Source organism: Pseudomonas sp. VS40 (assembly GCF_018587885.1).
Classification (GTDB): domain Bacteria; phylum Pseudomonadota; class Gammaproteobacteria; order Pseudomonadales; family Pseudomonadaceae; genus Aquipseudomonas; species Aquipseudomonas pergaminensis.
This window is the reverse complement of sequence record NZ_JAGYWD010000008.1, coordinates 96,165-119,735: the sequence shown is the minus strand read 5'-3', so window position 1 is coordinate 119,735 and position 23,571 is coordinate 96,165. Positions and strand designations below refer to the sequence as shown.

23 protein-coding genes are annotated in these 23,571 nt (G+C 61.9%); 7 read left to right on the top strand and 16 right to left on the bottom strand.

The genetic code is table 11. From position 1 onward, the window contains the following. Nucleotides 1-4: 4 nt before the first annotated feature. From dsbG to dsbD, 3 genes are read right to left on the bottom strand one after another with little or no spacing between them, the layout of a single operon-like run. Nucleotides 5-766, bottom strand: a complete 762-nt coding sequence (gene dsbG, locus KHP07_RS22870; RefSeq protein ID WP_099492365.1) for a thiol:disulfide interchange protein DsbG — start codon at nucleotides 764-766, stop codon at nucleotides 5-7. Continuing rightward, on the bottom strand, nucleotides 742-1,593 hold the full coding sequence (locus KHP07_RS22865) for a TlpA disulfide reductase family protein (protein WP_078049581.1): 852 nt from the start codon (nucleotides 1,591-1,593) through the stop codon (nucleotides 742-744). The genes dsbG and KHP07_RS22865 overlap by 25 nt, the downstream gene beginning before the upstream one ends. Beyond that, nucleotides 1,593-3,320, bottom strand: a complete 1,728-nt coding sequence (gene dsbD, locus KHP07_RS22860; RefSeq protein ID WP_214498076.1) for a protein-disulfide reductase DsbD — start codon at nucleotides 3,318-3,320, stop codon at nucleotides 1,593-1,595. Before dsbD ends, KHP07_RS22865 begins: the two co-directional genes overlap by 1 nt. A gap of 164 nt (nucleotides 3,321-3,484) precedes the next feature. Between dsbD and KHP07_RS22855 the strand changes: the two genes are divergently transcribed. From KHP07_RS22855 to KHP07_RS22835, 5 genes are all read left to right on the top strand, one after another. Continuing rightward, nucleotides 3,485-4,165: a response regulator gene (locus KHP07_RS22855; RefSeq protein WP_025858611.1), complete on the top strand. Its 681-nt coding sequence runs from the start codon at nucleotides 3,485-3,487 to the stop codon at nucleotides 4,163-4,165. Then, nucleotides 4,162-5,484: an ATP-binding protein gene (locus KHP07_RS22850; protein ID WP_078049579.1), complete on the top strand. Its 1,323-nt coding sequence runs from the start codon at nucleotides 4,162-4,164 to the stop codon at nucleotides 5,482-5,484. The genes KHP07_RS22855 and KHP07_RS22850 overlap by 4 nt, the downstream gene beginning before the upstream one ends. Before the next feature lie 124 nt (nucleotides 5,485-5,608). Beyond that, on the top strand, nucleotides 5,609-6,376 hold the full coding sequence (locus tag KHP07_RS22845; RefSeq protein WP_214498075.1) for an N-acetylmuramoyl-L-alanine amidase: 768 nt from the start codon (nucleotides 5,609-5,611) through the stop codon (nucleotides 6,374-6,376). A gap of 263 nt (nucleotides 6,377-6,639) precedes the next feature. After that, complete coding sequence (locus KHP07_RS22840; protein ID WP_078049577.1) at nucleotides 6,640-8,034, top strand: aspartate aminotransferase family protein; 1,395 nt, start codon at nucleotides 6,640-6,642, stop codon at nucleotides 8,032-8,034. 82 nt (nucleotides 8,035-8,116) lie between these two features. After that, entirely contained in the window at nucleotides 8,117-8,338 is a 222-nt protein-coding gene (locus KHP07_RS22835; protein WP_065873388.1) for an MbtH family protein, read from the top strand. 113 nt (nucleotides 8,339-8,451) lie between these two features. Here KHP07_RS22835 and KHP07_RS22830 read toward each other — a convergent pair whose 3' ends face one another. The 8 genes from KHP07_RS22830 to minC form a co-directional block, all read right to left on the bottom strand. Beyond that, a complete protein-coding gene (locus KHP07_RS22830; protein WP_100492422.1) occupies nucleotides 8,452-9,798 on the bottom strand; it encodes an amidohydrolase in 1,347 nt (448 codons plus the stop codon). Between the two features lie 17 nt (nucleotides 9,799-9,815). After that, complete coding sequence (locus KHP07_RS22825; RefSeq protein ID WP_078049575.1) at nucleotides 9,816-11,981, bottom strand: mechanosensitive ion channel family protein; 2,166 nt, start codon at nucleotides 11,979-11,981, stop codon at nucleotides 9,816-9,818. A 52-nt stretch (nucleotides 11,982-12,033) separates the two neighbouring features. Continuing rightward, complete coding sequence (locus tag KHP07_RS22820; RefSeq protein ID WP_214498074.1) at nucleotides 12,034-12,210, bottom strand: hypothetical protein; 177 nt, start codon at nucleotides 12,208-12,210, stop codon at nucleotides 12,034-12,036. 207 nt (nucleotides 12,211-12,417) lie between these two features. After that, on the bottom strand, nucleotides 12,418-13,707 hold the full coding sequence (locus KHP07_RS22815) for a M18 family aminopeptidase (protein ID WP_025854984.1): 1,290 nt from the start codon (nucleotides 13,705-13,707) through the stop codon (nucleotides 12,418-12,420). A gap of 197 nt (nucleotides 13,708-13,904) precedes the next feature. Further along, nucleotides 13,905-14,540, bottom strand: a complete 636-nt coding sequence (locus KHP07_RS22810; RefSeq protein ID WP_078049574.1) for an RluA family pseudouridine synthase — start codon at nucleotides 14,538-14,540, stop codon at nucleotides 13,905-13,907. A gap of 95 nt (nucleotides 14,541-14,635) precedes the next feature. Beyond that, nucleotides 14,636-14,890 (bottom strand): cell division topological specificity factor MinE, encoded by a 255-nt coding sequence (gene minE / locus KHP07_RS22805; protein WP_003175252.1) that lies wholly within the window; start codon nucleotides 14,888-14,890, stop codon nucleotides 14,636-14,638. 3 nt (nucleotides 14,891-14,893) lie between these two features. Then, a complete protein-coding gene (gene minD, locus KHP07_RS22800; RefSeq protein ID WP_003175251.1) occupies nucleotides 14,894-15,706 on the bottom strand; it encodes a septum site-determining protein MinD in 813 nt (270 codons plus the stop codon). Between the two features lie 200 nt (nucleotides 15,707-15,906). Beyond that, nucleotides 15,907-16,644: a septum site-determining protein MinC gene (gene minC / locus KHP07_RS22795; RefSeq protein WP_078049573.1), complete on the bottom strand. Its 738-nt coding sequence runs from the start codon at nucleotides 16,642-16,644 to the stop codon at nucleotides 15,907-15,909. Nucleotides 16,645-16,763: 119 nt separating this feature from the next. Between minC and KHP07_RS22790 the strand changes: the two genes are divergently transcribed. Next, entirely contained in the window at nucleotides 16,764-17,696 is a 933-nt protein-coding gene (locus tag KHP07_RS22790; protein WP_099492369.1) for a lipid A biosynthesis lauroyl acyltransferase, read from the top strand. 42 nt (nucleotides 17,697-17,738) lie between these two features. Continuing rightward, a complete protein-coding gene (locus tag KHP07_RS22785) occupies nucleotides 17,739-18,872 on the top strand; it encodes a patatin-like phospholipase family protein (RefSeq protein ID WP_099492370.1) in 1,134 nt (377 codons plus the stop codon). Between the two features lie 54 nt (nucleotides 18,873-18,926). Here KHP07_RS22785 and KHP07_RS22780 read toward each other — a convergent pair whose 3' ends face one another. From KHP07_RS22780 to KHP07_RS22760, 5 genes are all read right to left on the bottom strand, one after another. Continuing rightward, on the bottom strand, nucleotides 18,927-19,712 hold the full coding sequence (locus tag KHP07_RS22780) for an outer membrane protein OmpK (RefSeq protein WP_078049570.1): 786 nt from the start codon (nucleotides 19,710-19,712) through the stop codon (nucleotides 18,927-18,929). 23 nt (nucleotides 19,713-19,735) lie between these two features. Then, nucleotides 19,736-20,104 carry a hypothetical protein gene (locus tag KHP07_RS22775; protein WP_214498073.1) on the bottom strand — a complete coding sequence of 123 codons (369 nt, stop codon included), beginning with the start codon at nucleotides 20,102-20,104 and terminating at the stop codon, nucleotides 19,736-19,738. 58 nt (nucleotides 20,105-20,162) lie between these two features. Further along, nucleotides 20,163-21,509, bottom strand: coding sequence for a nucleobase:cation symporter-2 family protein (locus KHP07_RS22770; protein ID WP_016976352.1), 1,347 nt, complete (start codon nucleotides 21,507-21,509; stop codon nucleotides 20,163-20,165). 194 nt (nucleotides 21,510-21,703) lie between these two features. Further along, on the bottom strand, nucleotides 21,704-23,005 hold the full coding sequence (locus KHP07_RS22765; protein ID WP_078049569.1) for a urate hydroxylase PuuD: 1,302 nt from the start codon (nucleotides 23,003-23,005) through the stop codon (nucleotides 21,704-21,706). Between the two features lie 51 nt (nucleotides 23,006-23,056). Next, the gene (locus KHP07_RS22760; protein WP_099492371.1) at nucleotides 23,057-23,560 is read right to left on the bottom strand and encodes an ureidoglycolate lyase; all 504 of its coding nucleotides are present in this window, start codon (nucleotides 23,558-23,560) and stop codon (nucleotides 23,057-23,059) included. Nucleotides 23,561-23,571 lie beyond the last annotated feature (11 nt).

The following is a 23,571-nucleotide window of genomic DNA, read 5'->3' as shown; positions in this document are numbered from 1 at the left end:
GGCTTTATTTCGGCCCCAATATCTTCACCAGCTTCTCCGGCGAAGGCGCCCCTTGCTGTTGCTGCAACCCCCCCTTGTCATCCAGATAGAAAATCGCCGGCGTCGCCGACAACTCCAATTCATCCATCAACTTCATATTCCCATCAAGCTTGGCCTCGATATTCGCCGGAATCTTCTCCAGCGCCTGCAACTTGCTGCCTTTGCCCGCGGCTTCATGTTCTTCCAAGGCCTTTTGCGGGTCTTTGGCGGCAAACAGCGCGGCGGATTTGCCCGGGCTGTCTTCGCGGATAATGCCCACCATGATGTGGCGCAGCTGCACCTTGCCGGCCTTCACCCAGGGGCGGGCCTGTTCCCAGAACATGTTGCAGTACGGGCAATTGGGGTCGCTGAACAGGTAGACGATGCGCGGCGCGTTTTTGTCGCCGTCCTGGATCCAGCTGCTTTTCTCCATTTTGGCCCAGACTTCCTTGGCCATCGGCGCGTACACCAGTTTTTCCAGGGGCGCGCTGCTCAGGTCGTTGCCCTGGGCGTCGTACAGGTTGCCGGCGATCACGTTCTTGCCGTCGGCGGTCAGGTACAGCGCCATGCCACGGTTCTGGTACTGGGCGGCGTAGCCGGTGAGGCCGCTGGGAGCGTCGAATTTGCCGAGGATCTTGGCACCCTTGGCTTCGATCTGTTTGATCGGCGCCGGCCAGTCTTCGGCCTGGGCCAGGGTGGCGGCAAGCGTCAGCGGCAGCAGGGTCAGCAGGTGGCGGAGGCGGGGCATGTCGGTTTCCTTGTGGCAGCAGGAGCGGAGTCGAAGGGTTCCATGGCACGGGCCAGGCTGGCCTGGGACAACTCGCCCAGGTGGCTGTTGATCAGGCGCCCGTCGGCGCGATAGAACAGGGTGGTAGGCAAGGCCATCGAGCCCACGGCCTGGCCGAGGCGGCCGCTGGCGTCGAACAGCACGTTGTCGAGGGTCAGGCCCTGGGTGGCGAGAAAGGTGCTGACGCTTTGCATGCTTTCGGCCTGGTTGACGAACAGGAAGGTCACGTCCGGGCGTTGATGTTGGGCGCGTTCCAGCACCGGCATTTCACGCCGGCAGGGCGGGCACCAAGTGGCCCAGAGATTGATCACCAGCGGGCCGCCCTTGTAGTCGGCCAGTTGCACCACGTCGCCATTGGCATTGCGCAGGGTGATGTCCGGCAGCTGCGAGCCTTTGTCATACAGGCTCAGGGACAGGCTGGCCATGCCCCAGAACACCAGGCCGGTGATGACCCCGGCACTCAGCGGCTTGCGCAGGGCCGGGCGACGCCAGCCGTAGGCGAGTGCGCCGAGCACCAGTGCGATCACGCCGGGCCAGGCGAGGAAGCCGCCGTCACGCAGGTCGACCATTTGCAGCCAGTCGTTGCGGTAGTCACTCCAGTACATCAGCACAAAGCTGACGCGGGCCACCAGCATACCCAGCAGGAACAGGCTGAACAGCACCGACTCCGGGTTTTCACCGCCACGCTTGGCCACGCGCCAGCCCACCAGGGTGGCGAGGATCAGCGCGCTGATCAGCAGGATGTGATTCAGGGCGATGGCGAAGGTGCCAATGGTCAGCGTCAGCATCAGAGGGCGTCCCGGGCTTGCGTCCAGCGTTGCAGGAAGGCGGTGGCATCCACTTCGCCGGTGATGCGCTGGGCACGGCGTTCTTCACCGTCCGGGCCGATCCACACGAAGCTGGGTGGGCCGGGGACTTTATAGCGGCCGAGCAGCTCGCGGCTGGCGGCATTGTCGGCGGTGACGTCCAGGCGCAGCAGGCGCACGTCTTTCAAAGCGTCGAGTACTTCCGGTTTGCCCAACACCTGTTTTTCCATGATCTTGCACGACACGCACCAGTCGGCGTAATAGTCCACCAGCACCCATTGGCCCTGAGCCTTGGCACTGTCGAGCTGGCTTTGCAGCACGGCGGGGTCGCTGATGGTCATGAAGGCGTCGTGGGCGGTGGGGGCGGCGGCGGCCCGTGAGCCACTGTAGACCTTCAGCGGTTGCCACAGGTCATCGCTGCCACCCGCTGCGCCCACCACCAACACGGCGCCCCACAGGCCCAACACCAGGGAGCCGGCGCCGAACACTTTGGCGGCGAGGCCGTATTCGCGGGCCAGGGTCCAGCCGCAGTAGGCCATCACCAGCGCGAGTGCGCCCCACAGGCCGACCCACAGGTTTTCGCCGACCACCGGACGAATCATCCACACGGCGGTGCCGAGGAACAGGAAGCCGAAGATGCCCTTGAGTACGTTCATCCAGGTGCCCGGCTTGGGCAGGAAGCGGTTGCCCACGGTCACCAGCAGCAACAGTGGAATACCCATGCCGATGCCCATGCAGAACAGGATCAAGCCACCGTGCAGCGCGTTGCCGCTTTGCGCGATATACAGCAGCACGCCCGCCAGTGGCGCGGTCATGCAGGGGCCTACCAGCAGGCCGGACAGTGCACCGAGCACCCCGGCGCCTACCAGGCTGCCGCCGCTTTGCTGACGGCTGACGTTGTCCAGGCGGTCGCGCAGGAACGCCGGCAGTTGCAGCTCAAAGAAGCCGAACATCGGCAGGGCGAGGATCACGAACAACGCGGCGAAACTGCCGAGGATCCAGGGCGTCTGCAGCAGCGCGGCGAGGTTGCTGCCGAGCAGGGCAGCCAATACACCCAACACGGCATACACCAACGCCATGCACACCACGTAGCTGCTGGCCAGGGCAAAGCCGCGACGCGGGCTGGCGCCACTGCCCACCACCAGGCCGGCGAGAATCGGCAGCATCGGCAACGAGCACGGCGCAAACGCCAACAACAGGCCCAGGCCGAAGAACAGCAACAGGCTCCAGCCCAGGCTGCGCTGCTGCAAACCACTGGCCAGGCTCTGGTCCTGGGCTTCGGCGGTGGCGGCCACGGCCGGGTTGCCACCCAGGTCCACGGTGATCGATTGCGGCGGGTAGCACAGGCCCGCGTCGGCGCAGCCCTGCCAGCCCAGCTTGATTTGGCCGGTGGCGCCGGCCGGAATCTTCACTTCCAGGCCCTGGCGATACACCTCCTGGTCGCCGAAGAACTCATCGCTGTGGGCCTCGCCTTGCGGCAGCACGGGCTTTTCGGCCAGGCCATCGAATTTCATGCGCTGCTTGTACAGGTAATAACCGTCGGCAATCTGCCAATACAGCTGCGTCTCGCCACTTTCAAGACGTTCGGAGGTAAAGGTGAAGGCTTTGCCCACCGGAAGGAAATCAGGTTTGGTCTCAAACGGGTTGCCCGGCGCGGCCTGGGCCAATCCCGCGAACAACACCAGCAGTAAGGTAAACAGATGCCGCATGGTCAAGCCTTAGTTCGATGCAAGTGAGGCACACAATGTGTGGCGTTGATTAACCGATGATTAACCGAGGCTATTCTAGAGTCTTAGTGGGCGTCTTTTCACGGCATAATCGGCGCTTAATCCACGGCACTTTTAATCTCCCGATCTTTTATGAAGGGTTCAGCATGCACGTATTGGTCTGCGAAGACGACGAACTCATCGCCAGCGGCATCGTGGCCGGCCTCACCGCCCAGGGTTTTACCGTCGAGCGCGTGGCCACGGCGGGCGCCGCACGCGCGATGCTCAAGGCGGCGACCTTCGACATCATGGTGCTCGACCTCGGCCTGCCGGATGAAGACGGCCTCAAGCTATTGCAGCAACAGCGCAGCCAGGGCCTGGAAATTCCGGTGCTGATCCTCACCGCGCGAGACTCGGTGACCAACCGCGTCGACGGCCTGCAAGCTGGCGCCGACGACTACCTGCTCAAACCCTTCGACCTGCGCGAACTCGCCGCGCGCCTGCAAACCCTGTTGCGACGGGTGGCGGGCCGCAGCGTCAACCTGATCGAGCATGGTCGCCTGGCCTACGACCCCAGCAGCCGCGAAACCTTCCTGGGCGGCCAGCCGGTGGACCTCTCGCGCCGCGAGCAGGCGCTGCTGCAAGCCTTGCTGCACAACAAGGGGCGTGTGTTGTCCAGCGAGCAGCTCAAGGACAGCGTCTACGGCTTCAACGACGAGTTGGAGAGCAACGCCCTCAACGTGCATATCCACCACCTGCGGCGCAAATTGGGTAACGGCATCGTCGAGACCGTGCGCGGCCTCGGCTACCGCCTGGGCCCGGCTGACGGGGGCGAGGACGCATCGTGAAGAGCCTGCGCCTGCGCCTGACGTTCAAGCTGGGCGCCGCTTTTGTGTTGATCTGGGCCCTGGCGGCCGCCTGGATGCTCAACGACCTGCGCAACCAGATGATGTTCTCCCTCGACCAGCGCCTGGTGGCGTCGGCGCGCATGGTGGCGGGGCTGACCGAGCAGATGCCGGGCCTTGCCAGTGTGAGTGGCGGCGCGCATTTCAGCGCCGAACAGTTGCAGGTGCCGGGTGGCATGGCCTGCCAGGTCAGCTCCCTGCGCGGGGAAATCCTGGCACGCAGCCACACCACGCCGGACGAGGGGCTGGAATCGCGCATGAGCGGGTTTCGTGACCAGGTCATCGATGGCGTGGGTTGGCGCAGTTTCACCCTGTCCCGTGGCGACCTTTTAATCACCACCGCCGACCGCCAGGTGGAGCGTGAAGCGCTGAACCTGTCGATCCTGCTGGCGGCGTCGGTGCCGGTGGGCGTGGCGATGCTCGGCTGCCTGTGCCTGCTGTGGCTGGGTATCGGCCAGAGCCTGCTACCGCTCAATCGCATGCGCGACGCCTTGATGCGCCGCAGTGCCGACTCCCTCGAACCGCTGCAGATCCATCCGTTGCCCAGCGAGCTCAAGCCGCTGCTCGACACCCAGAACCAACTGCTGCAACGCATCGCCAAGACCATCGAGCGCGAACGCCGCCTTACCGGCGACGCCGCCCATGAACTGCGCAGCCCGCTGACAGCCATCAAGACCCACCTGCAAGTAGCCCGCATGACCGAGGGCGCGGCCCGCGACCAGTCCCTGGCCCATGCCGAGGAGGGCGCCGACCGCCTGCACCGGACCCTGGAACAATTGCTGTTGCTGGCGCGAGTGGAGGGCAACCTGTCGTTTGACGATGGCATGCACTCCAGTGCCGAGGATGTGGCACGGCTGGCGATCCAGGATGCCAATGCCGGTGACAACGCGCGTATCGACCTGATCCTGCCGGCCAACCTCTCGGCCACCCCGGTGGAAATGCCGGTGGGCCTGGCGGTTGCGGCCTTGCGCAACCTGCTGGACAACGCCTTGCGCCACACGCCGGCGGACACCCGGGTGGAACTTAGCGTAATCACCGCCGCCGACACGGTGGTGTTTCGCGTGCGCGACCACGGCAAGCAGATCTCCCCCGAGGACCTGCAGTACCTGACCCAACGCTTCTGGCGCAATGGCAACAGCGAAGGCTGCGGCCTGGGCCTGGCGATCGTGCAAGCGATCGTGCAGCGTTGCGCCTGCTCGTTGAAGTTCGACAGCCAACCGGACGGCCTGCGCGTCGACCTGGGCATGCCGCTGCGACGCTGATCCCTTTTCTCTCACGTGCCAAATAGTTACCGCCCTCCTGAGGATCAAGTCTTCAGGATGGCGGTAATTTTTTTGCGCTTGAACGGGCTGAACGACTCGGCCTGTATTGAAAAGGACGGTTCTTATGTTGGTCATTGATACAAGTTTCCCTGCCAAAGGCTTCAACGAACGCAACGGCGAGCCGGTGCGGCAGTTGATCCTGCATTACACCGCGGCGCCTTTTGGCTCATCCCTGCGCACCCTGACCCAGGACGGGGTCAGCGCGCACTACCTGCTGCCCGATCCAGAGGACCCCAGCTACCGCGCTGCGGGCTATGAAGAACTGCGGGTCTTCCGGTTAGTGGAGGAGGACAAACGCGCCTGGCATGCCGGGGTGAGCCATTGGGCGGGGCGTGACAACCTTAATAGCCGCTCGATTGGCATCGAGATCGTCAACCTGGCGCGGGATGACGGCGGTGTGTTCACGTTTCCTGCCTACGGGCAGGAACAAATCGAGGTGTTGATTGCGCTGGTCCGCGACGTTCTGGGGCGTTATCCGCAGATCGGGCCGACCGACATCCTCGGGCACTCGGACGTGGCGTACGGGCGCAAGAGTGATCCGGGGCCTCGGCTGCCGTGGCAGGGTTTGCATGAGGCGGGGGTAGGGGCCTGGTTTGATGAGGCGACGCGGGCAATGTACCAGCGCCGCTTTTGCCTCGGGTTGCCGCCAGAGGTCGAGGTGGAGCGGGCGTTTCAGCGTTACGGGTATGCGCCTGCGAAAAATCGGCAAGGGTTTCAGCAGAGGACGAGGGCGTTTCAGATGCACTTTCGGCCTCGGGATTACTGCGGGTTTCTGGACGGGGAGACCTGCGCGATTTTGTATGCGCTGAACGAAAAATACCTGGGGCTCTGATGCCGAACGCGGTTCAAATGTGGGAGTGGGCTTGCTCGCGAATGCAATCTGCCAGTTGATGGGAGTGGCGACTGACGCACCGCCTTCGCGAGCAAGTCCGCTCCCACATTTGGATCTTCATCCATCAGTTAACGATCACAGTCACTAAATCCCTCTCATGCTGGTGCGTTTCCAGAACAGGAAATCCGTGCGCATGCCCCTTGGGCCAGACGCCAGCGGATCGGCAGTTTGGTCACCACATCAGCGTATTGAGGGATCGAGAAATGTCAGTCGCTACCAGCCGTATCGAAGACGCCCAGGTGCATGAAACGCTCTACCAGTTCGACGAAACACCCTTGCTCGCCCGCCAGCGCCAGCAGGAGTCCAACGCCCGCAGCTACCCTCGGCGCATTCCCCTGGCGCTCAAGCGCGCCAAGGGTATTTACGTGGAAGACGTGGAAGGCCGCAGCTTCATCGACTGCCTGGCCGGCGCCGGCACCCTGGCGTTGGGGCATAACCACCCGGTGGTGATCGAGGCCATCCAGCAAGTGCTGGCCGATGAACTGCCACTGCACACGCTGGACCTGACCACGCCGGTCAAGGACCAGTTCGTGCAGGACCTGTTCGGCCTGTTGCCGCCGGCATTGGCGCGGGAAGCGAAGATCCAGTTCTGCGGGCCCACCGGCACCGATGCGGTGGAAGCCGCGTTGAAGCTGGTGCGCACCGCCACCGGGCGCAGCACGGTGTTGTCGTTCCAGGGCGGTTACCACGGCATGAGCCAGGGTGCCTTGAGCCTGATGGGCAGCCTGGGGCCGAAGAAACCCTTGGGCGCCTTGCTCGGCAATGGCGTGCAATTCTTACCGTACCCCTACGACTACCGTTGCCCGTTTGGTTTAGGCGGGGCGCAAGGGGTGAAGGTCAACCTGCACTACTTGGAAAACCTGCTGAATGACCCTGAGGCGGGGGTATTGCTGCCGGCGGCGGTGATTGTCGAGGTGGTGCAGGGCGAGGGCGGTGTGATTCCGGCTGACCTCGACTGGCTACGTGGCCTGCGACGCATCACCGAGCAGGCGGGCGTGGCGTTGATCGTCGATGAAATCCAGAGCGGTTTCGGCCGCACCGGCAAAATGTTCGCCTTCGAACACGCCGGCATCATTCCGGATGTGGTGGTGATGTCCAAGGCCATCGGCGGCAGCTTGCCGCTGGCGGTGGTGGTGTACCGCGACTGGCTCGACACCTGGCTGCCGGGCGCACACGCCGGGACCTTCCGTGGCAACCAGATGGCGATGGCGGCGGGCTCGGCAGTGATGCGCTACCTCAAGGACCACGACCTGGCCGGTCACGCCGCAACCATGGGCGAGCGCCTGGGTGAGCACCTGCGCATCCTGCAGCGCGACTTCCCGCACCTGGGGGATATTCGCGGCCGTGGGCTGATGCTCGGCGTGGAACTGGTAGACCCGACTGGCACGCCAGACATCCAGGGCCACCCGCCGGTGCATCGCCAGCTGGCGCCGCTGGTGCAGCGCGAATGCCTCAAGCGTGGGCTGATCCTCGAGCTCGGTGGCCGGCATGGCAGCGTGGTGCGGTTCCTGCCACCACTGGTGATCACCGCTGTTGAAATCGACCGGGTGGCGGATATCTTCGGGCGCGCTTTGGCGGCAGCGGTCGCCAGCCTCTAATTTTTTTCCGGTTCGGTACGTTTCTACAGATATCAGTGCTGCGCGCGGTGCGCAGCCAGCCTTTTAGCGATGGAGAACAGCAATGACCTCAGTATTTGACCGCGACGACATCCTGTTTCAGGTAGTGGTCAACCATGAAGAACAGTATTCCATCTGGCCCGATTACAAGGCTGTGCCGGAAGGCTGGCGCACCGTGGGCAAGAGCGGCATGAAGAAAGAGTGCTTGGCCTACATCGAAGAAGTCTGGACCGATATGCGTCCACTGAGCCTGCGCCAGAAGATGGATGGCGCCACGCTCGCTTAAGCACCGCAAATCAAATGTGGGAGCGGGCTTGCCCGCGATAGCGGTTTATCAGTCATCGAATACATCGCCTGACACACCGCCATCACGGGCAAGCCCGCTCCCACAGAAACGCTTCACAGTGCCTGGTTGGCGTACAGGTAATCCGTCGCCAACGACGCCAACGTCCTCACCCCCACTACCAGCGCTGACTCATCCACAAAGAACCCCGGGTTGTGGTTCGGCGCCGCCTTGCTCATGTCCTGATCCCTCGGCGTCACCCCCAGGAACACAAACAGCCCCGGTGTTTCCTTGGCATAAAACGAGAAATCTTCGGCGCCGCCCACCAGCGGGGCCTGCACCACGTCATCCTTGGCCGCCCAGCGCAGGCTCGGCAGCATCTTCTCGGTCAACGCCGGGTTGTTGATGGTGGGGTCGTACTTCTCGATGATGGTGACTTCGGCCTTGGCGCCGCCGCTTTCGGCGATTTTTTCCACGGTCTGCCGCACATCCGCGTGCAGTTTCTGGCGGATGCCGTAGTCGTAGGAGCGAATGGTGCCGGTCATGTCCACCGACTCAGGGATGATGTTGTAGCGCGTGCCACCGTTGATGGTGCCAATGCTCACCACTGAGGGGAACGAGGAAATGTCAGTGCGGCGGCTGACCACGGTTTGCAGGCCGACGATGGTCTCTGCGCCCACGGTGATCGGGTCGATGCCGTCCCAGGGGCGACCGGCGTGGGTCTGTTTGCCGAGGATCTTGATGCGCAAGTCATCCGAGCTGGCCAGGGTCGGTCCCGGACGGTAGGCAATCTGGCCGGCGGGTACACCCGCCCACACATGCAGGCCAAACACTGCGTCCGGCTTGGGCGCCTTCATCACGCCTTCTTGCACCATCATTTTGGCCCCCCAGGTATTTTTACCGTCGGGGATGAAATCACTCGGGCCTTCTTCGGCCGGTTGGAAGTAGAACACCACGGTGCCGGGCAGGCGTTCGCGCATGCCGGTCAGGATCTTCGCAGTGCTCAGCAGGATGGCGACATGGGCGTCGTGGCCGCAGGCGTGCATCACGTCGACGTCCTTGCCCAAGTAGGTGCCTTTGGCTTTGGAGGCGAAAGGCAAGTCGGCGACTTCCTTCACCGGTAGTGCATCCATGTCGGCACGCAAGGCGACGGTCGGGCCGGGCAGGGCGCCTTTGAGTACGGCGACCACGCCGGTGCGGGCGACACCGGTCTTGACCTCAAGGCCCAGGTCACGCAGCTGTTTGGCGACCAGCTCGGCCGTGCGGGTTTCGGTGTTGCCCAGTTCAGGGTGGGCGTGAATGTCGCGTCGGGTTTCCAGCAGCGCCGGCTCAAGTGCCGTTGCCTGGGTGGCGATTGCCTCCCGGGCACTCTCCTGGTCGCTGCTGGCGGCAACCACGACACTGCTGGCCACAGCGCACAGCATGCCGAACGCCCATTGGTGTGTCAGACCGGTTAAACGCATAAGGACCTCTCCTGAGTTTATTGTTGTTGATCTTTCTCCTGCACCGTGCCGGCGGTCACCACCTGCACACTCAAGCGCGGCGTGGCCAGGTCCAGCCCGGCTTCATCCAGATGACGCTTGAGCGACAGGTTGAACGCCCGCGACACTTCCCACTGCTTGATCGGCGCCGTCTTGAAGCGTGCGCGCAGGATCGCGCTGCCGGATTCGAAACTCTCTACGCCCTGGATCTCCAGTGGCGACCAGATATTGCGACGTTGCAGAGGGTCGTTGCGCATTTTCTGGCCGACATCGCGCATCAGCTTGATGGCGTCGTCGATTTCCATGTTGTAGGGAATCGCCACCCGGAAGATCGCGTAGCCGAACTCCCGTGAGTAGTTCTTGATGCTCTTGATCTCGCTGAACGGAATGGTGTGCACGATGCCGTCGATGTCGCGCAGGCGCACGGTGCGGATGGTCAGGCCTTCCACCGTCCCCAGGTGGCCGCCGACATCCACGTAGTCATCGATGGCCAGGGAGTCTTCGATGATGATGAACAGGCCGGTGATCAAGTCTGCCACCAGCGATTGCGCACCAAAGCCGATGGCCAGGCCGATCACACCGGCACCCGCCAGCAGCGGCGTGACGTTCATGCCCATGTTCGCCAGGGCGACAATCGCGGCGATGATAAAGATGGTCACGAACAACACGTTGCGGATCAACGGCATCATGGTTTGCGCCCGCGCATTGGCCAGGCCTTTGCGCGAACGGGTGAGGGCGTGATGGATCGCGGTGTCACTGAGGATCCAGATCAGCCAGGCGAACAGCAGCGTGCCGCCGAGGCCGAACAGCTTGACGCTGATTTCATGGCCGTCGCCTTCGGTAAAACGGATCAGCGACAGGCCCCACACGCGCAGGCCTAATTCGATAAACACCAGCCATACCACCAGGTGGGCCAGGGTGTAGACGAAGCTTTTCAGGCGCTCGGAGTACAGCGCATGGCGTTTGTGCCCGCGTTGCGGCTTGAGGGCGTGGCGACGCACCAACCCGTTGATCACCATGCACAGCACCAGCAACACGGTGCACAGCAGGGACTGGCGCAAGGCCGTGCTGGTATCGCCGGCAGAGACAAAGGTGGCGAACAGCGAGATGCCCACCAGCAACAACGCCGGGATGTACCAGAAGGAGCCGATGATTTCGATGGTGTCACTGAGGGCGCGGCGCGTCAGGCGGCGCGACAGTGGCTGGTTGCGGATCAGGTGGGCGATGGGCCGGCGGAAACGCAGGATGAATACGCCGGTGGACAGCGCCGCCATCACATTGGCGACCGTTGCAGCCGTATGGGACAAGTGCTGGCCCAGGGCCTGAACCAAGCGCGGGTCGCTCAAGGCTTCACCGAAGGCGGCAAAGCTGCCGATCCACCAGAGTGGGCGGAAGGCCTGGTGGCGCAGGATATACAACGCGCGATGACGATGGGGACCGTCGAGCACGGAGAAGGCAATCACGCAGATGGCCGAAAAACAGGTGCCCACCACCAGCGCGTAGGCCAGGACCATCGCCAGGGATTTGCCCAGGGACGAGGGCAGCGCATAGCTCAGGTAGACCGTGATCACCAAGGCGATCAGCCACGGGCCGAGTTTGCGCAGGGCAAAGCGCACCATGTCCCAGGTGCGCGGGTGTTGCGGCAGTTCTTCGGGCAGGCCGAAGCGTTCGCGAACGCGGTGGCTGAGCCAGATCAGCGCGGCGGCGAGCAGGCTCCAGACCGCCAGGATCAGGGCAAACCCGAAAATGATCGGCAGCCATTCGTTGGCCGGCAGCATCAGCGCGCTGAGTTCTTCCTTGGCCAGGTCGACCTCGTTGGACCAGCGCCCCAACGGGCTGTCGGCGCCGGAGAACTGCTGCTCAAAACCGGACAGCGTACTGCCGATCAGCCCCAGTACCCCCTGCTCGGCGGCAGGCTGGGCTTTTTGTGTGGCGGCGCGCAGTTTTTTCAGGTCAGTGAGCAACTGGGTACGCTGCTGGTCGTTCTCCAGGGTTTTGATCACCTCGTCCAACGACTGCCCCAGCGGCACTTCGGCCTGGGGTTGGGTCTTATTGGTACTGCCCAGCAAGCCAGGCAAGCTCACGGCTTGGGCAGGCGCGAGCGGCAGCAGGGTGAGCAGGGCAATCAGGCAATAGCAGGGCAGGGCAAACAGACGGGAAAGCACGAGGCGGTCAACCTTGGAAACGACGAATTGACCGAGTGTACGAGTGCAATCGTCATTCGGCCAGTTTGGCGAGGATCTTGTACACCACGGTGCCCAGGATCAGCAGCATGCCGATCCACATGCCTAATACGCCGAGGGGCTTGTCACGGAAGTTGAAGCCTACAGCCAACAGGATCATGCCGATCATGATCGGGATAAGCATGGCGTGGAAGGAGGACATGGAGATCATGGTGCGACGGCCTTGTCGGAGTGGGAATACTGACAAGTCTAGGTCGGATTGCGGAAAATGCAGGTGATGCAGATCAGGTGTACGCAGAACTAATGTGGGAGCGGGCTTGCTCGCGAATGCGGTGGATCAGTCACAACATCTTTGACTGACACTCTGCATTCGCGAGCAAGCCCGCTCCCACATTTTTGACCGAGTCAGCCCTAATTATCAGGGCAGGTCGTGGCTTGCATAAAACGCACCCAACACCTTGACCAGATGCGCCAGGTCATGGCTGCCGCACAGTTCGCGAATGGAGTGCATGGCAAACGTCGGCAGGCCGATGTCCACGGTGCGCACGCCCAGGTGGCTGGCGGTGATCGGGCCGATGGTGGAGCCGCAACCCATGTCGCTGCGCACCACGAAGCTCTGCACCGGCACTTCCTGAGCCATGCACAGGTGGCGGAAGAACCCGGCGGTTTCGCTGTTGGTGGCGTAGCGCTGATTGCTGTTGACCTTGATCACCGGGCCGGCATTGAGCTTGGGACCGTGGTTGGCGTCGTGCTTCTCGGCGTAGTTCGGGTGCACGCCGTGGGCGTTGTCGGCCGATACCAACAGGGATTTCTGAATGGTGCGTACGAATTCATCACCTTCCGGCAGCAGGCGGCGCAGGGTCTGCTCGAGCATCGGGCCATCGGCGCCGCACGCCGAGCAGGAGCCGACCTCTTCGTGGTCGTTGCACACCAGCACGCAGGTTTCTTCGCTGTCGCTGGTGAGCAGGGCTTGCAGGCCCGCGTAGCACGACAGCAGGTTATCCAGGCGTGCGCCAGCGATGAAGTCGCCGTTCAGGCCGATGACCGCAGCGCTTTGCGTGTCGTAGAAGCTCAGCTCGTAGTCGAGCACCACATCGGCATTCAAGCCATGTTCCCGCGCAAGCTGCTCGGTGAGCACGGCGCGGAAGTCCACGCGCTCGTCACCGGCAAATTGCGCGAGGATCGGCGGCAGCTCGGTCTGGGCATTGATCGCCCAACCCTGGTTGGCTTCACGGTTCAGGTGAATGGCCAGGTTGGGGATGATGGCAATCGGCAGCTTGAAATCGATCAGCTGGCTTTCGACCTTGCCATCGCGGCGGAAAGTGACGCGGCCGGCCAGGGACAGGTCGCGGTCGAACCACGGCGCCAGCAGCGCGCCGCCGTAGACTTCCACGCCCAACTGCCAGAAGCCCTGGCGTTGCAGTTCAGGCTGGGGCTTGACCCGCAGGCACGGGCTGTCGGTGTGGGCGCCGACCAGGCGGATACCGCCTTGCAGCGGCGAATGACGGCCGAGCTTGAAGGCGATGATCGAGGAATCGTTACGGGTGACGTAATAGCGCCCGTTGGCCTCGGTGGTCCAGGTTTCGCGCTCGTCGAGACGCTGGTAGCCGGCCGCTTCCAGGCGCTGGGCCAGGGCAGCAGTGGCATGAAAAGGAGTAGGGGAGGCCTTGAGGAAGTCGATCAGGCCTTGATTCAACGCTTCGCGCATAAATAGCTCCAGACAGCAATGCGCGGAGTTTACCGTATTGGCTCGCGATTTGGCGTGAAGCTACCTTCTTGAGCAACACACAAAACTACTGTGGGAGCTGGCTTGCCTGCGATAGCGGTGTGTCAGTCAATGCATTTGGCACAGATAGACCGCTATCGCAGGCAAGCCAGCTCCCACAATGTACTGCGTTCGCAGCTTTAAAAAGGGGCGGGGCACTCGAAGCGCAAACGCTCGCCACTTTGCGGGTGGGTGAAGCTCAGCATGCTGGCGTGCAGGCACAGGCGCGGCCAGGCGGCCAGGGCCTGCTCATGGGCATACAGGCCATCACCCAACAGCGGGTGGCCGATGGAGAGCATGTGCACGCGCAACTGATGCGAGCGCCCGGTGATCGGCGTCAGCTCGACGCGGCACCAGTCGCCACACCGTTCCAACACCTTCCAGAAGGTCAGCGCATGCTTGCCGAATTCATGGTCGACCACATGGCGAGGCTTGGTCGGCGGGTCGTAGCGCAGGGGCAGGTCGATGCTGCCGCTGTCCAGTTCCGGTTGGCCCCAGGCCAGGGCGGTGTAAGCCTTTTCGGTTTCACGGTCGTGAAACTGGCGGGACAGTTCGCGGTGAGTATCGGCGTCCCGGGCCAGCAGGATGATCCCAGAGGTTTCCCAGTCCAGGCGATGGACGATGCGGGCTTCGGGGTAGCCGTTTTCCTGCAGGCGGGTGATCAGGCAATCCTTGTTGTCATCGGCGCGGCCAGGCACCGAGAGCAGCAGGGTGGGCTTGTTCACCACCAGGACAGCGTCGTCCTGATAGAGGATATGGATAGTGGACAACGGCATTAAACAGCCTCGTAACAAACGCCAACGGCGGCTCGCCCACCCGGCCCGTAAAACAGGTCAGGGTGAACGAGCCGCCGTGGCAGCCGCCTTTTCGATCAACGATCAGGCAGGGTGATATTGAGTTCCAGAATCGAGCAGCTGCCGTCATTTTCCAGGGCGACATGCACGTCATCGTTGCCGATATTGACGTACTTGCGGATCACCTCGACCAGTTCCTTCTGCAAGGCTGGCAGGTAGTCCGGCGTGCTGCGTTGGCCGCGTTCGTGCGCCACGATGATCTGTAGACGCTCTTTCGCTACCGACGCGGTACTTGGCTTTTTGTTGGCGCGAAAGAAGTCGAGAAATTTCATTGTTTAGTTGCCTCCAAAGATACGCTCGAAGAATCCCTTCTTCTTAACATCGAGGAAGCGATGTTCCACGGTCTTGCCCAGCAAGCGATCAACGGCATCGCTGTACGCCTGGCCGGCGTCGCTCTGGTCGTCAAGAATCACTGGAACGCCCTGGTTGGAAGCTTTCAGGACGGCCTGGGATTCCGGGATCACACCCAGCAGGGTCACGGCGAGGATTTCCTTCACGTCTTCAACGCCCAGCATTTCGCCGTTGCTGACGCGCTCAGGGTTGTAGCGGGTGAGCAGCAGGTGCTCCTTGATCGGGTCCTGGCCTTCCTCGGCGCGCTTGGATTTGCTGGCCAGCAGGCCCAGCATGCGGTCCGAGTCACGTACGGAGGACACTTCCGGGTTGGTGACCACGATGGCTTCATCGGCGAAGTACATCGCCAAGTGAGCACCGGTCTCGATACCGGCCGGCGAGTCGCAGACCACGTATTCGAAGGTTTCCTTCAGCTCGGCGAGGACTTTGCCTACGCCTTCTTTGGTCAGCGCGTCTTTGTCACGGGTCTGGCTCGCGGCCAGCACGTACAGGTTCTCAAGGCGCTTGTCCTTGATCAGGGCCTGTTGCAGGTTGGCTTCACCGTTGACCACGTTGACGAAGTCATACACCACGCGGCGCTCGCAGCCCATGATCAGGTCGAGGTTACGCAAGCCGACGTCGAAGTCGACGATAACTGTCTTGTGGCCGCGCAGAGCGAGACCGGTACCGATAGCGGCGCTGGTGGTGGTCTTACCCACACCACCCTTGCCGGATGTAACCACGAGAATCTTGGCCAAGGTGTTTCACCCCTAAGGAAAAAGGACATTTCGGTCCCTGAAAAACATCTCTTGGAACTCGCTGCAGGCGGACAGCCTTTGTAGGAAAAAGATGGGGTTTCCCTAGGGGAAACGTCACTTCCGATTATTCCTACGCAAGTCTTGCCGGTTTCGCTGTGCTATCAGAGTCTAGAGATGCTTGGAAAATGCGGCAGTATCCGTTAAAGACGGATGATGTTCAACACATCGCCCGACAGGTTGACCTGCACCGAAGCCCCCCACAGCGGATCACGGCGCAAATCTTCTGAAACCTTGTACTGGCCTGCGATGGACACTAGCTCAGCGGTCAACTGCTGGCAAAAAATACGGGCCTTGGTATCTCCCTTGATGCCGGCGAGGGCACGTCCGCGCATCGGGCCGTATACATGGATGTTGCCATCGGCCAGAAGTTCCGCCCCCGGACTGACCGAGGAGATCACCACAAGGTCGCCACCCTGGGCGTAAATTTGCTGCCCGCCGCGTACGGGCGAGGTGATGATCTTTGTAGGCTTGATCGCAGGCTCGGGTGGTTTTTCCGGTTTTTTCTTCTCTTCACCGACCAATGGTTCAAGCGGACGCTCGCGCGCGCCGGACGGTGGCAGTACTGGCAGTTCAATGGCGATGGCGGCGGCAATGTCCTCGATACGGCTGGCGCGAATCGCGAGGGTGCGCAGCCCATGGGAGCGACATACACGCATCAAGCCAGGCAGATCGATGCTGCCCTGGCCGGCGGGCAGTTTGTCCAGGGCCAGCACCAGCGGGGCATTGTTGAAGAAATTCGGCGCCAGGGCGACCTTGGCGGCCAGCTGGCGGTCCAGGGCCTCGAGGTCATTACGGGCGAGTTCCAGCACGGTGATGGCGAGCATGCTGCCTTTCAGCTGGAACACGGGATCTTGGTCTAGCGGTTCGGTTTGGCTCATGGTCGGCAAAAGCGGCTTGTCACGAAAAGTGTCGAGACTTATAACGAGAACACTCACGGGCCGCAAGCCGAGTCGAACCGTTGTAGAATGCGCGGCCCTTGTCTTTACCGGAATCTGTAATGGATCGCCCGCGTTTTCGAGCTGTATTTTTTCACCCGCGTTTTTGGCTGTTATGGCTGGGACTCGGCCTGCTGTGGCTGGTCACCCAACTGCCGTACCGTGCGCTGCTGGCGATTGGTCGCCTGCTGGGTGCGGGTATGTACCGCGTGGCCGGCGAACGTCGCCGCATCGCTGCACGCAACCTGGAACTGTGCTTCCCGGAAAAATCCGCCAAAGAGCGTAAACATTTGCTCAAGGAAAACTTTGCCTCCACCGGCATCGCGTTCTTTGAAATGGCCATGAGCTGGTGGTGGTCGCGCCAGCGCCTGGCGCGCCTGGCCCACGTCGAAGGCCTGGAACACCTCAAGCAGGCCCAGCTGGATGGCAAGGGCGTGATCCTCATGGCCCTGCACTTCACCACCCTGGAAATCGGCGCAGCGCTGCTGGGGCAGAAGCACACCATTGATGGTATGTACCGCGAGCACGGCAACCCGTTGTTCGACTATATCCAGCGCCGTGGCCGCGAGCGTCATAACCTCGATTCCCTGGCCGTGGAGCGCGAAGACGTGCGTGGCATGCTCAAGCTGCTGCGCGCCGGCCGCGCCATCTGGTACGCACCGGACCAGGATTACGGCGCCAAGCAAAGCATCTTCGTGCCGCTGTTCGGCATCCAGGCCGCCACCGTGACCGCCACCAGCAAGTTCGCCCGCCTGGGCAAGGCGCTGGTGGTGCCGTTCACCCAGGAGCGCCTGGCCGACGGCAGCGGCTACCGCCTGGTGATCCACCCGCCGTTGACCGACTTCCCCGGCGAGAGCGATGAAGTCGACTGCCTGCGCATCAACCAGTGGGTCGAAGCCTCGGTACGTGAATGCCCCGAGCAATACCTGTGGACCCATCGCCGCTTCAAGAGCCGGCCGCCAGGTGAAGCCAAGCTGTACGAAAAACGCCGCTGATAAGACCGAACCTTCCCTTGATGGCCCACATGGAGTGACGCAATGCGCCCAGCTGAACCGGTTACTGGCTTGATTCTTTCCGGCGGTGGGGCGCGAGCGGCGTATCAGGTAGGGGTATTGGCGGCCATTGCCGAGTTGTTGCCGCCAGGGTCGCCGAACCCTTTCCCGGTGATCGTCGGCACCTCGGCCGGCGCGATCAACGCAGTAACCCTGGCCAGTGGTGCCATGGACTTCACCGCCGCCATCCAACGCCTGACCGCGTTCTGGCAGGGCTTTCGCAGCCATCTGGTGCTGCGCAGCGATTGGCCGGGGGTGATTCGTCAGGCGGGCCGCTTTTTCATCCACAGCCTGCTGGGCATTGGTGCCCAAGTGCCGGTGGCACTGCTGAACAGCTCGCCGTTGCGCGATTTGTTGCAGGAGCGCTTGAACCTTGAGGGCATCGACGAGGCTATCCGCCACAAGCACCTGCACGCCGTTGCGGTGACGGCCTTCGGTTACGAGTCCGGGCAAGCGGTAACTTTCTACCAGGGCGGTGGCACCATCGACGCCTGGTTACGCCACCGCCGCATCGGCGTGCCGACCCAACTGACGGTTGAGCACCTGCTGGCCAGTTCGGCGATTCCCTTACTGTTCGCCCCGGTGAAGCTCGACCAGGAGTATTTTGGCGATGGCGCCGTGCGGCAATCGGCACCGATCAGCCCGGCGTTGCACCTGGGCGCCAGCCGCGTGCTGGTGGTCGGCGTCAGTGGCAACCCGCGCGGCAATGAACCGGCGACGCAACGCACCTACACCGGCCAGGAGCCGACCCTGGCGCAGATCGGCGGGCACATGCTCAACAGCACGTTCATTGACAGCCTGGAAAGCGACATCGAATTGCTGGAACGCTTGAATCAGTACAGCCATGCCGCGCCTGGCGTGGCGGCGGTGGAGGTGCTGGTGATTGCACCGAGCCAACCCATCGATGAAATCGCGGCGCGGCATCGGCAGGAATTGCCGGCGGCATTGCGTATGTTTTTACGCGGGCCGGGAGCGACCAAGACCAGCGGGGCAGGGGTGTTGAGTTACTTGCTGTTCGAGGCGGGGTATTGCAGCGAATTGATTGAGTTGGGGCGGCGCGATGCGTTGGCCAAGCGTGAAGAGTTGTCGCGGTTCCTAGGCCTCACGCCGAACCTGTAGGCGCCCGGCAAGCCGGGCTCCTACAGGGGGAGGGGCATGGAAAATCAGCCAGGGTCAGAAGTGGTACTTGACCAGGAAACTCGCCGTGTCCTGGTTGGTCTTGAATGCACCCGAATCTTCAATCCCGTACTTGTTCTTCCAGTAGTCGTATTCAAAACCCACATACAACTGCTTGTCGCCCCAATGCAGCGCTTTGCCCAGGTCGTATTTAACTTGTGGGTTGAAGTGCAGGTTGGCGTGGTAAGTACCACGGGCGTTCGTATCATTGTCGACTACCCAGTCCATAAAGCCGTCGATCAGGATATTCGAGTTGCCCACCGGGATTGTGTACGACCACACCGGGGTGATCTGCCAAACACCGTCACCCGGGCGATTGCCTTCGGTCTGGCGCTGGTAGAAGTTCAACTGGAAGTAATCGAAACCGGGGATGTTCAAGTCAAAACCAGGGCCCACCAGGTACGACTCGTTATCGCCTTCGCCGAACTCGTAAGTGAGTGCCAGCAATACATCCTTGATCGGGCCGAATGACAGGTCCTTGTCCAGAATCTTGCCGAACGACAAACGTGGGCTGAACTCGCCGTAGTAAGTATTCGGGCCCACATTGCCGTCTTCCTTGCCGTTATAAAAGATGCGGTCGAGGAAGAAGAAGTTGTCGCCGTACTTCCAGGCATCGGCATGTTCGAACGTGACGGTTTGCTGGATCTGCGGGTTGACGGTAAAGCTCTTGCCCCACAAGTAAGTCAGGCTGTTGTTCTGCCACTGCAACAGGTCACCGGCCACGGCTTGGCCACCGGCCAGCAGGGATCCCGCCAGCATCAGGCCTTTGAACATAGGTTTCATTCGGTTGCTCCCGAGTTAAAGTTTTATGGTTTTTCTTCTACGCAGACGCTCTGGTGTGGCGCCTTTTGGTTCGCTGCAAAAATCGTCTGTTCGGTCAGCTTTAGTGCTTTTAGCAAGAGCTGCGCCAAGGTGTTTAAAAAGCCAAAAAATCCCCGTCGGCTGCATGGGATGCAGTCGAATTCAGAGGACGTTTGCGCACTTTGGCCGCAGACATGAGGCCGGGATAAGTTGGCCTTGCAGTCAGCTTTTACATTTGCTGTTTTTTTTTGAGTCGATTCGAGCGGGCGCGGAGAATACTGGCTCCAAAGCCTGGGCTCAAGTGCGCTGTAACAGAGCGCGTGGGGCGAGAATGGGGCACGGCTTGTAGCCGGCCCCAGGTGAAGGGTGTGCATGCTTGTGTTCCCTGTTTCGTTATTGTTTTTATTCTTTGCTTTTTAGTAACAGGGGGAATCAATGCGTATGAGCGACTTCAGGGCGTTCAGCGCCACCGAGAATGTTGAACAGGATATTCAGCGACAACGCGCTGAGCGTGGCCATGGCGATGCCACTGTGGGTAATCGGGCTCATCCACAGCGGTAGCTGCGCGAAGAACTCCGGGCGCACCACGGGGATCAGGCCCATGCCGATACTCACCGCCACCAGCAACTGGTTGCGACGGTCGGCGATGTCGGCTTCCTGCAGGATCTTGATCCCGGTCGCCGCCACCATGCCGAACATGGCGATGGCCGCGCCGCCCAGCACCGCCGGTGGAATCGACGCCACGAGGTAGGCGGCCTTGGGCAACAGGCTCAGCACAATCAGGAAGACCCCGGCCATGATCGTCACCGAACGGCAACGCACGCCGGTCATCTGCACCAGGCCGATGTTCTGCGCGAAGGAAGAGTGGGTGAAGGTGTTGAAGAAGCCGGCAAAGAATGACGCGCCGGCATCACACAACAGGCCACGGCGCAGCATCTTCGGCGTGACATCCTGGCCGGTGATCTTGCCCAGCGCGAGAAACATCCCGGTGGATTCGACAAAGATGATCACCACCACCAGGCACATCGACAGGATCGGCGCCAACTCGAACTTGGGCATGCCGAAGTGCAACGGCGTCACCACCTGTACCCACGGCGCCATCGCCAGGCCGCTGAGGTCGACCATGCCGAGCGCACCGCACAAGGCGTAGCCCAGGCCCATGCCGATCAGCACCGAGATATTCACCCAGAAACCGCGCATGAAGCGGTTGATCAGTAGGATGGTGGCCAGTACCAGTGCGGCAATCGCCAGGTAGATCGGCGAGCCAAATGTGGCGGCGGCACTGCCGCCCCCGGCCCAGTTCACGGCCACCGGAAACAGCGACAGGCCGATCGCGGTGATCACCGTGCCGGTCACCAGTGGTGGGAAAAAGCGTACGACCTTGGACATGAACGGCGCGATCAGCATGCCGAAGAACCCGGCGGCGATGGTTGCGCCGAAGATCCCCTGCAAGCCGATGCCGGGCATGCCGGCCATGGCGACCATGCTGCCGACGGCGGCAAAACTGGCGCCCATCATCACCGGCATGCGAATGCCCACCGGACCGATGCCGAACGACTGCACCATGGTGGCGATCCCGGCCACCAGCAGGTCGGCGTTGATCAGGAAGGCGATTTCTTCACGGCTCAGGCCGGCGGCCTGGCCAATAATCAGGGGTACGGCGACGGCGCCGCCGTACATCAGCAAGACGTGTTGCAGGCCTACCAGAATCAGTTGCAAGAGGGGCAGCCGCACCATGGCGGGCGCGGCAGGAATCTGCGGTTCGGCTAACTCGGTCATGCAACACCTCGGATCTTTTTATTGTTGTGTTGTTTGGCATTCAATTGCCGGGTGGAACTTGCGCTTGAAAACGCTGCAAAGCCCCTGTGGGAGCGGGCTTGCTCGCGAAAGCGGAGTGTCATTCAAAACATAAGTGACTGAACCCTCGCACTCGCGAGCAAGCCCGCTCCCACCATTGGATTTGCATCAGGCTGTCAGTTGGTACGGGCCCCCTGATTGATCCAGGTGCCAATCAAGTCCCGTTCCTGCTGGGTCATCTGGGTGATGTTGCCCAGCGGCATGATCTGGCTCGCCACGGCCTGCGCTTGAATACGCGCGGCCTGCTGCTGGATCTGTGCCGGGGTGTCAAACATCACCCCAGCCGGCGCGGTGCTGAACAGTGGGCTGGTGGGCTTGGCCGAATGGCACACGGTGCAACGCTGTTCGATCACGCTGTGGACCTGGCCGAAATCGGTGGTGGCCTGGGCCGGTGCCGGTTCGGCCGCCGGAGCAGCCGGTGCGGCAGGTGCAGCAGGTTTCAGGCCACCACCCACTGCGGTTTCCGGCAGTGGCTGATACTCGATTGCCGCAGGTGCCTTGGCCACTTCTGGCGAAGTCGATACCGGTTTTGGCCCGGTCACATACGCCAGGCAAATCATCGCCAGCGCGCCTACCGGCAACGTCCACGCATACTTCTGGCTGTTATGCCGGGTGTTGAAGTAGTGCCGCACCAACACCGCCGCCACCGCGATACCGGCCAGGATCAGCCAGTTGTATTGGCTGCCGTAGGTGCTCGGGAAGTGGTTGCTGATCATGATGAACAGCACCGGCAAGGTGAAGTAGTTGTTGTGCCGTGAACGCAGCAGGCCTTTGGCCGGCAGCGCCGGGTCTGGTGTGCGGTTCTCGGCGATCGCCGCGACCAGTGCACGTTGCGCCGGCATGATGATGCGGAACACGTTGCCCACCATGATGGTGCCGATCACCGCACCCACGTGCAGGTAGGCGCCACGGCCACTGAACACTTTGCTGAAGCCGTACGCGGCGGCAATCAACAGCACGAACAGGATGAAACCGAGCAGGGCAGGGCGCTTGCCCAGGGCCGAATCGCAGAGGAAGGAGTAGATGAACCAGCCGGCGAACAATGAGCCAATGCCCAGCAATACGCCTTCCGGACCACTGAGGCTGCTGCCAGGGGCCAGCAGGTACAACGTGGGGTTCCAGTAAAACACTACGCACAGCAGCGCGATGCCGGACATCCAGGTGAAATAGGCTTCCCATTTGAACCAGTGCAGGTTGTCCGGCATGGTCGGTGGGGCCAGTTTGTATTTTTCCAGGTGGTAGATACCGCCACCGTGGATCGCCCACAAGTCACCGGCCAGGCCGCTCTTGGGGTTGACGCGATTGAGGTTGTTTTCCAGCCAGACGAAGTAGAAAGAAGCGCCGATCCACGCGACGCCCGTGATCATGTGAACCCAGCGCACGCTCAGGTTCAGCCATTCCATCAAATGTGCTTCCACAGTCTTTACCTCTCGCCTGTCACCCTTGTTGTCGGGTGATCAGACCTTCTCTTATTGGTGGGGGGCGAGGATCAACCGCTCATCCTCTTTGAAAAAATGCTCATCGCAGTTATTGCCTGTGCCACTGCGATCAACCACCAGGAAGTCATCCCGCTTTTCGATCGTCAGCACCGGGTGGTGCCAGACGCCGCGATGGTAATTAATGCCCTGCCTGCCGTTGGTGACGAAGGCGCGGACCAAGCCCGATACAGGTGCATCGCCAAGTGGCGCGACCACGATCAGAAAGGGGTTGCCGAGCAGCGGAATGAAAGCCTGGCTGCCCAGCGGGTGTCGTTCCAGCATGCACACGGTCAGCGGCATGTCCTGCGCGTCGGCGCGGAAGATGCTGATGATGGCGTTGTCCTCTGGCTTGGCGGTTTCCACCGTTGCCAGTTTGTGGAAGCGCATGGTCGACCCGTTGTTGATCATGAAGTGATCGCTGCCGTCGGTTTCGATAACGTCTCCGAAAGGGGCGAAGGCTTCTTTGGTCAGGGGTTCGATCATCAGTGTGCGCATGGCTGTCTTCT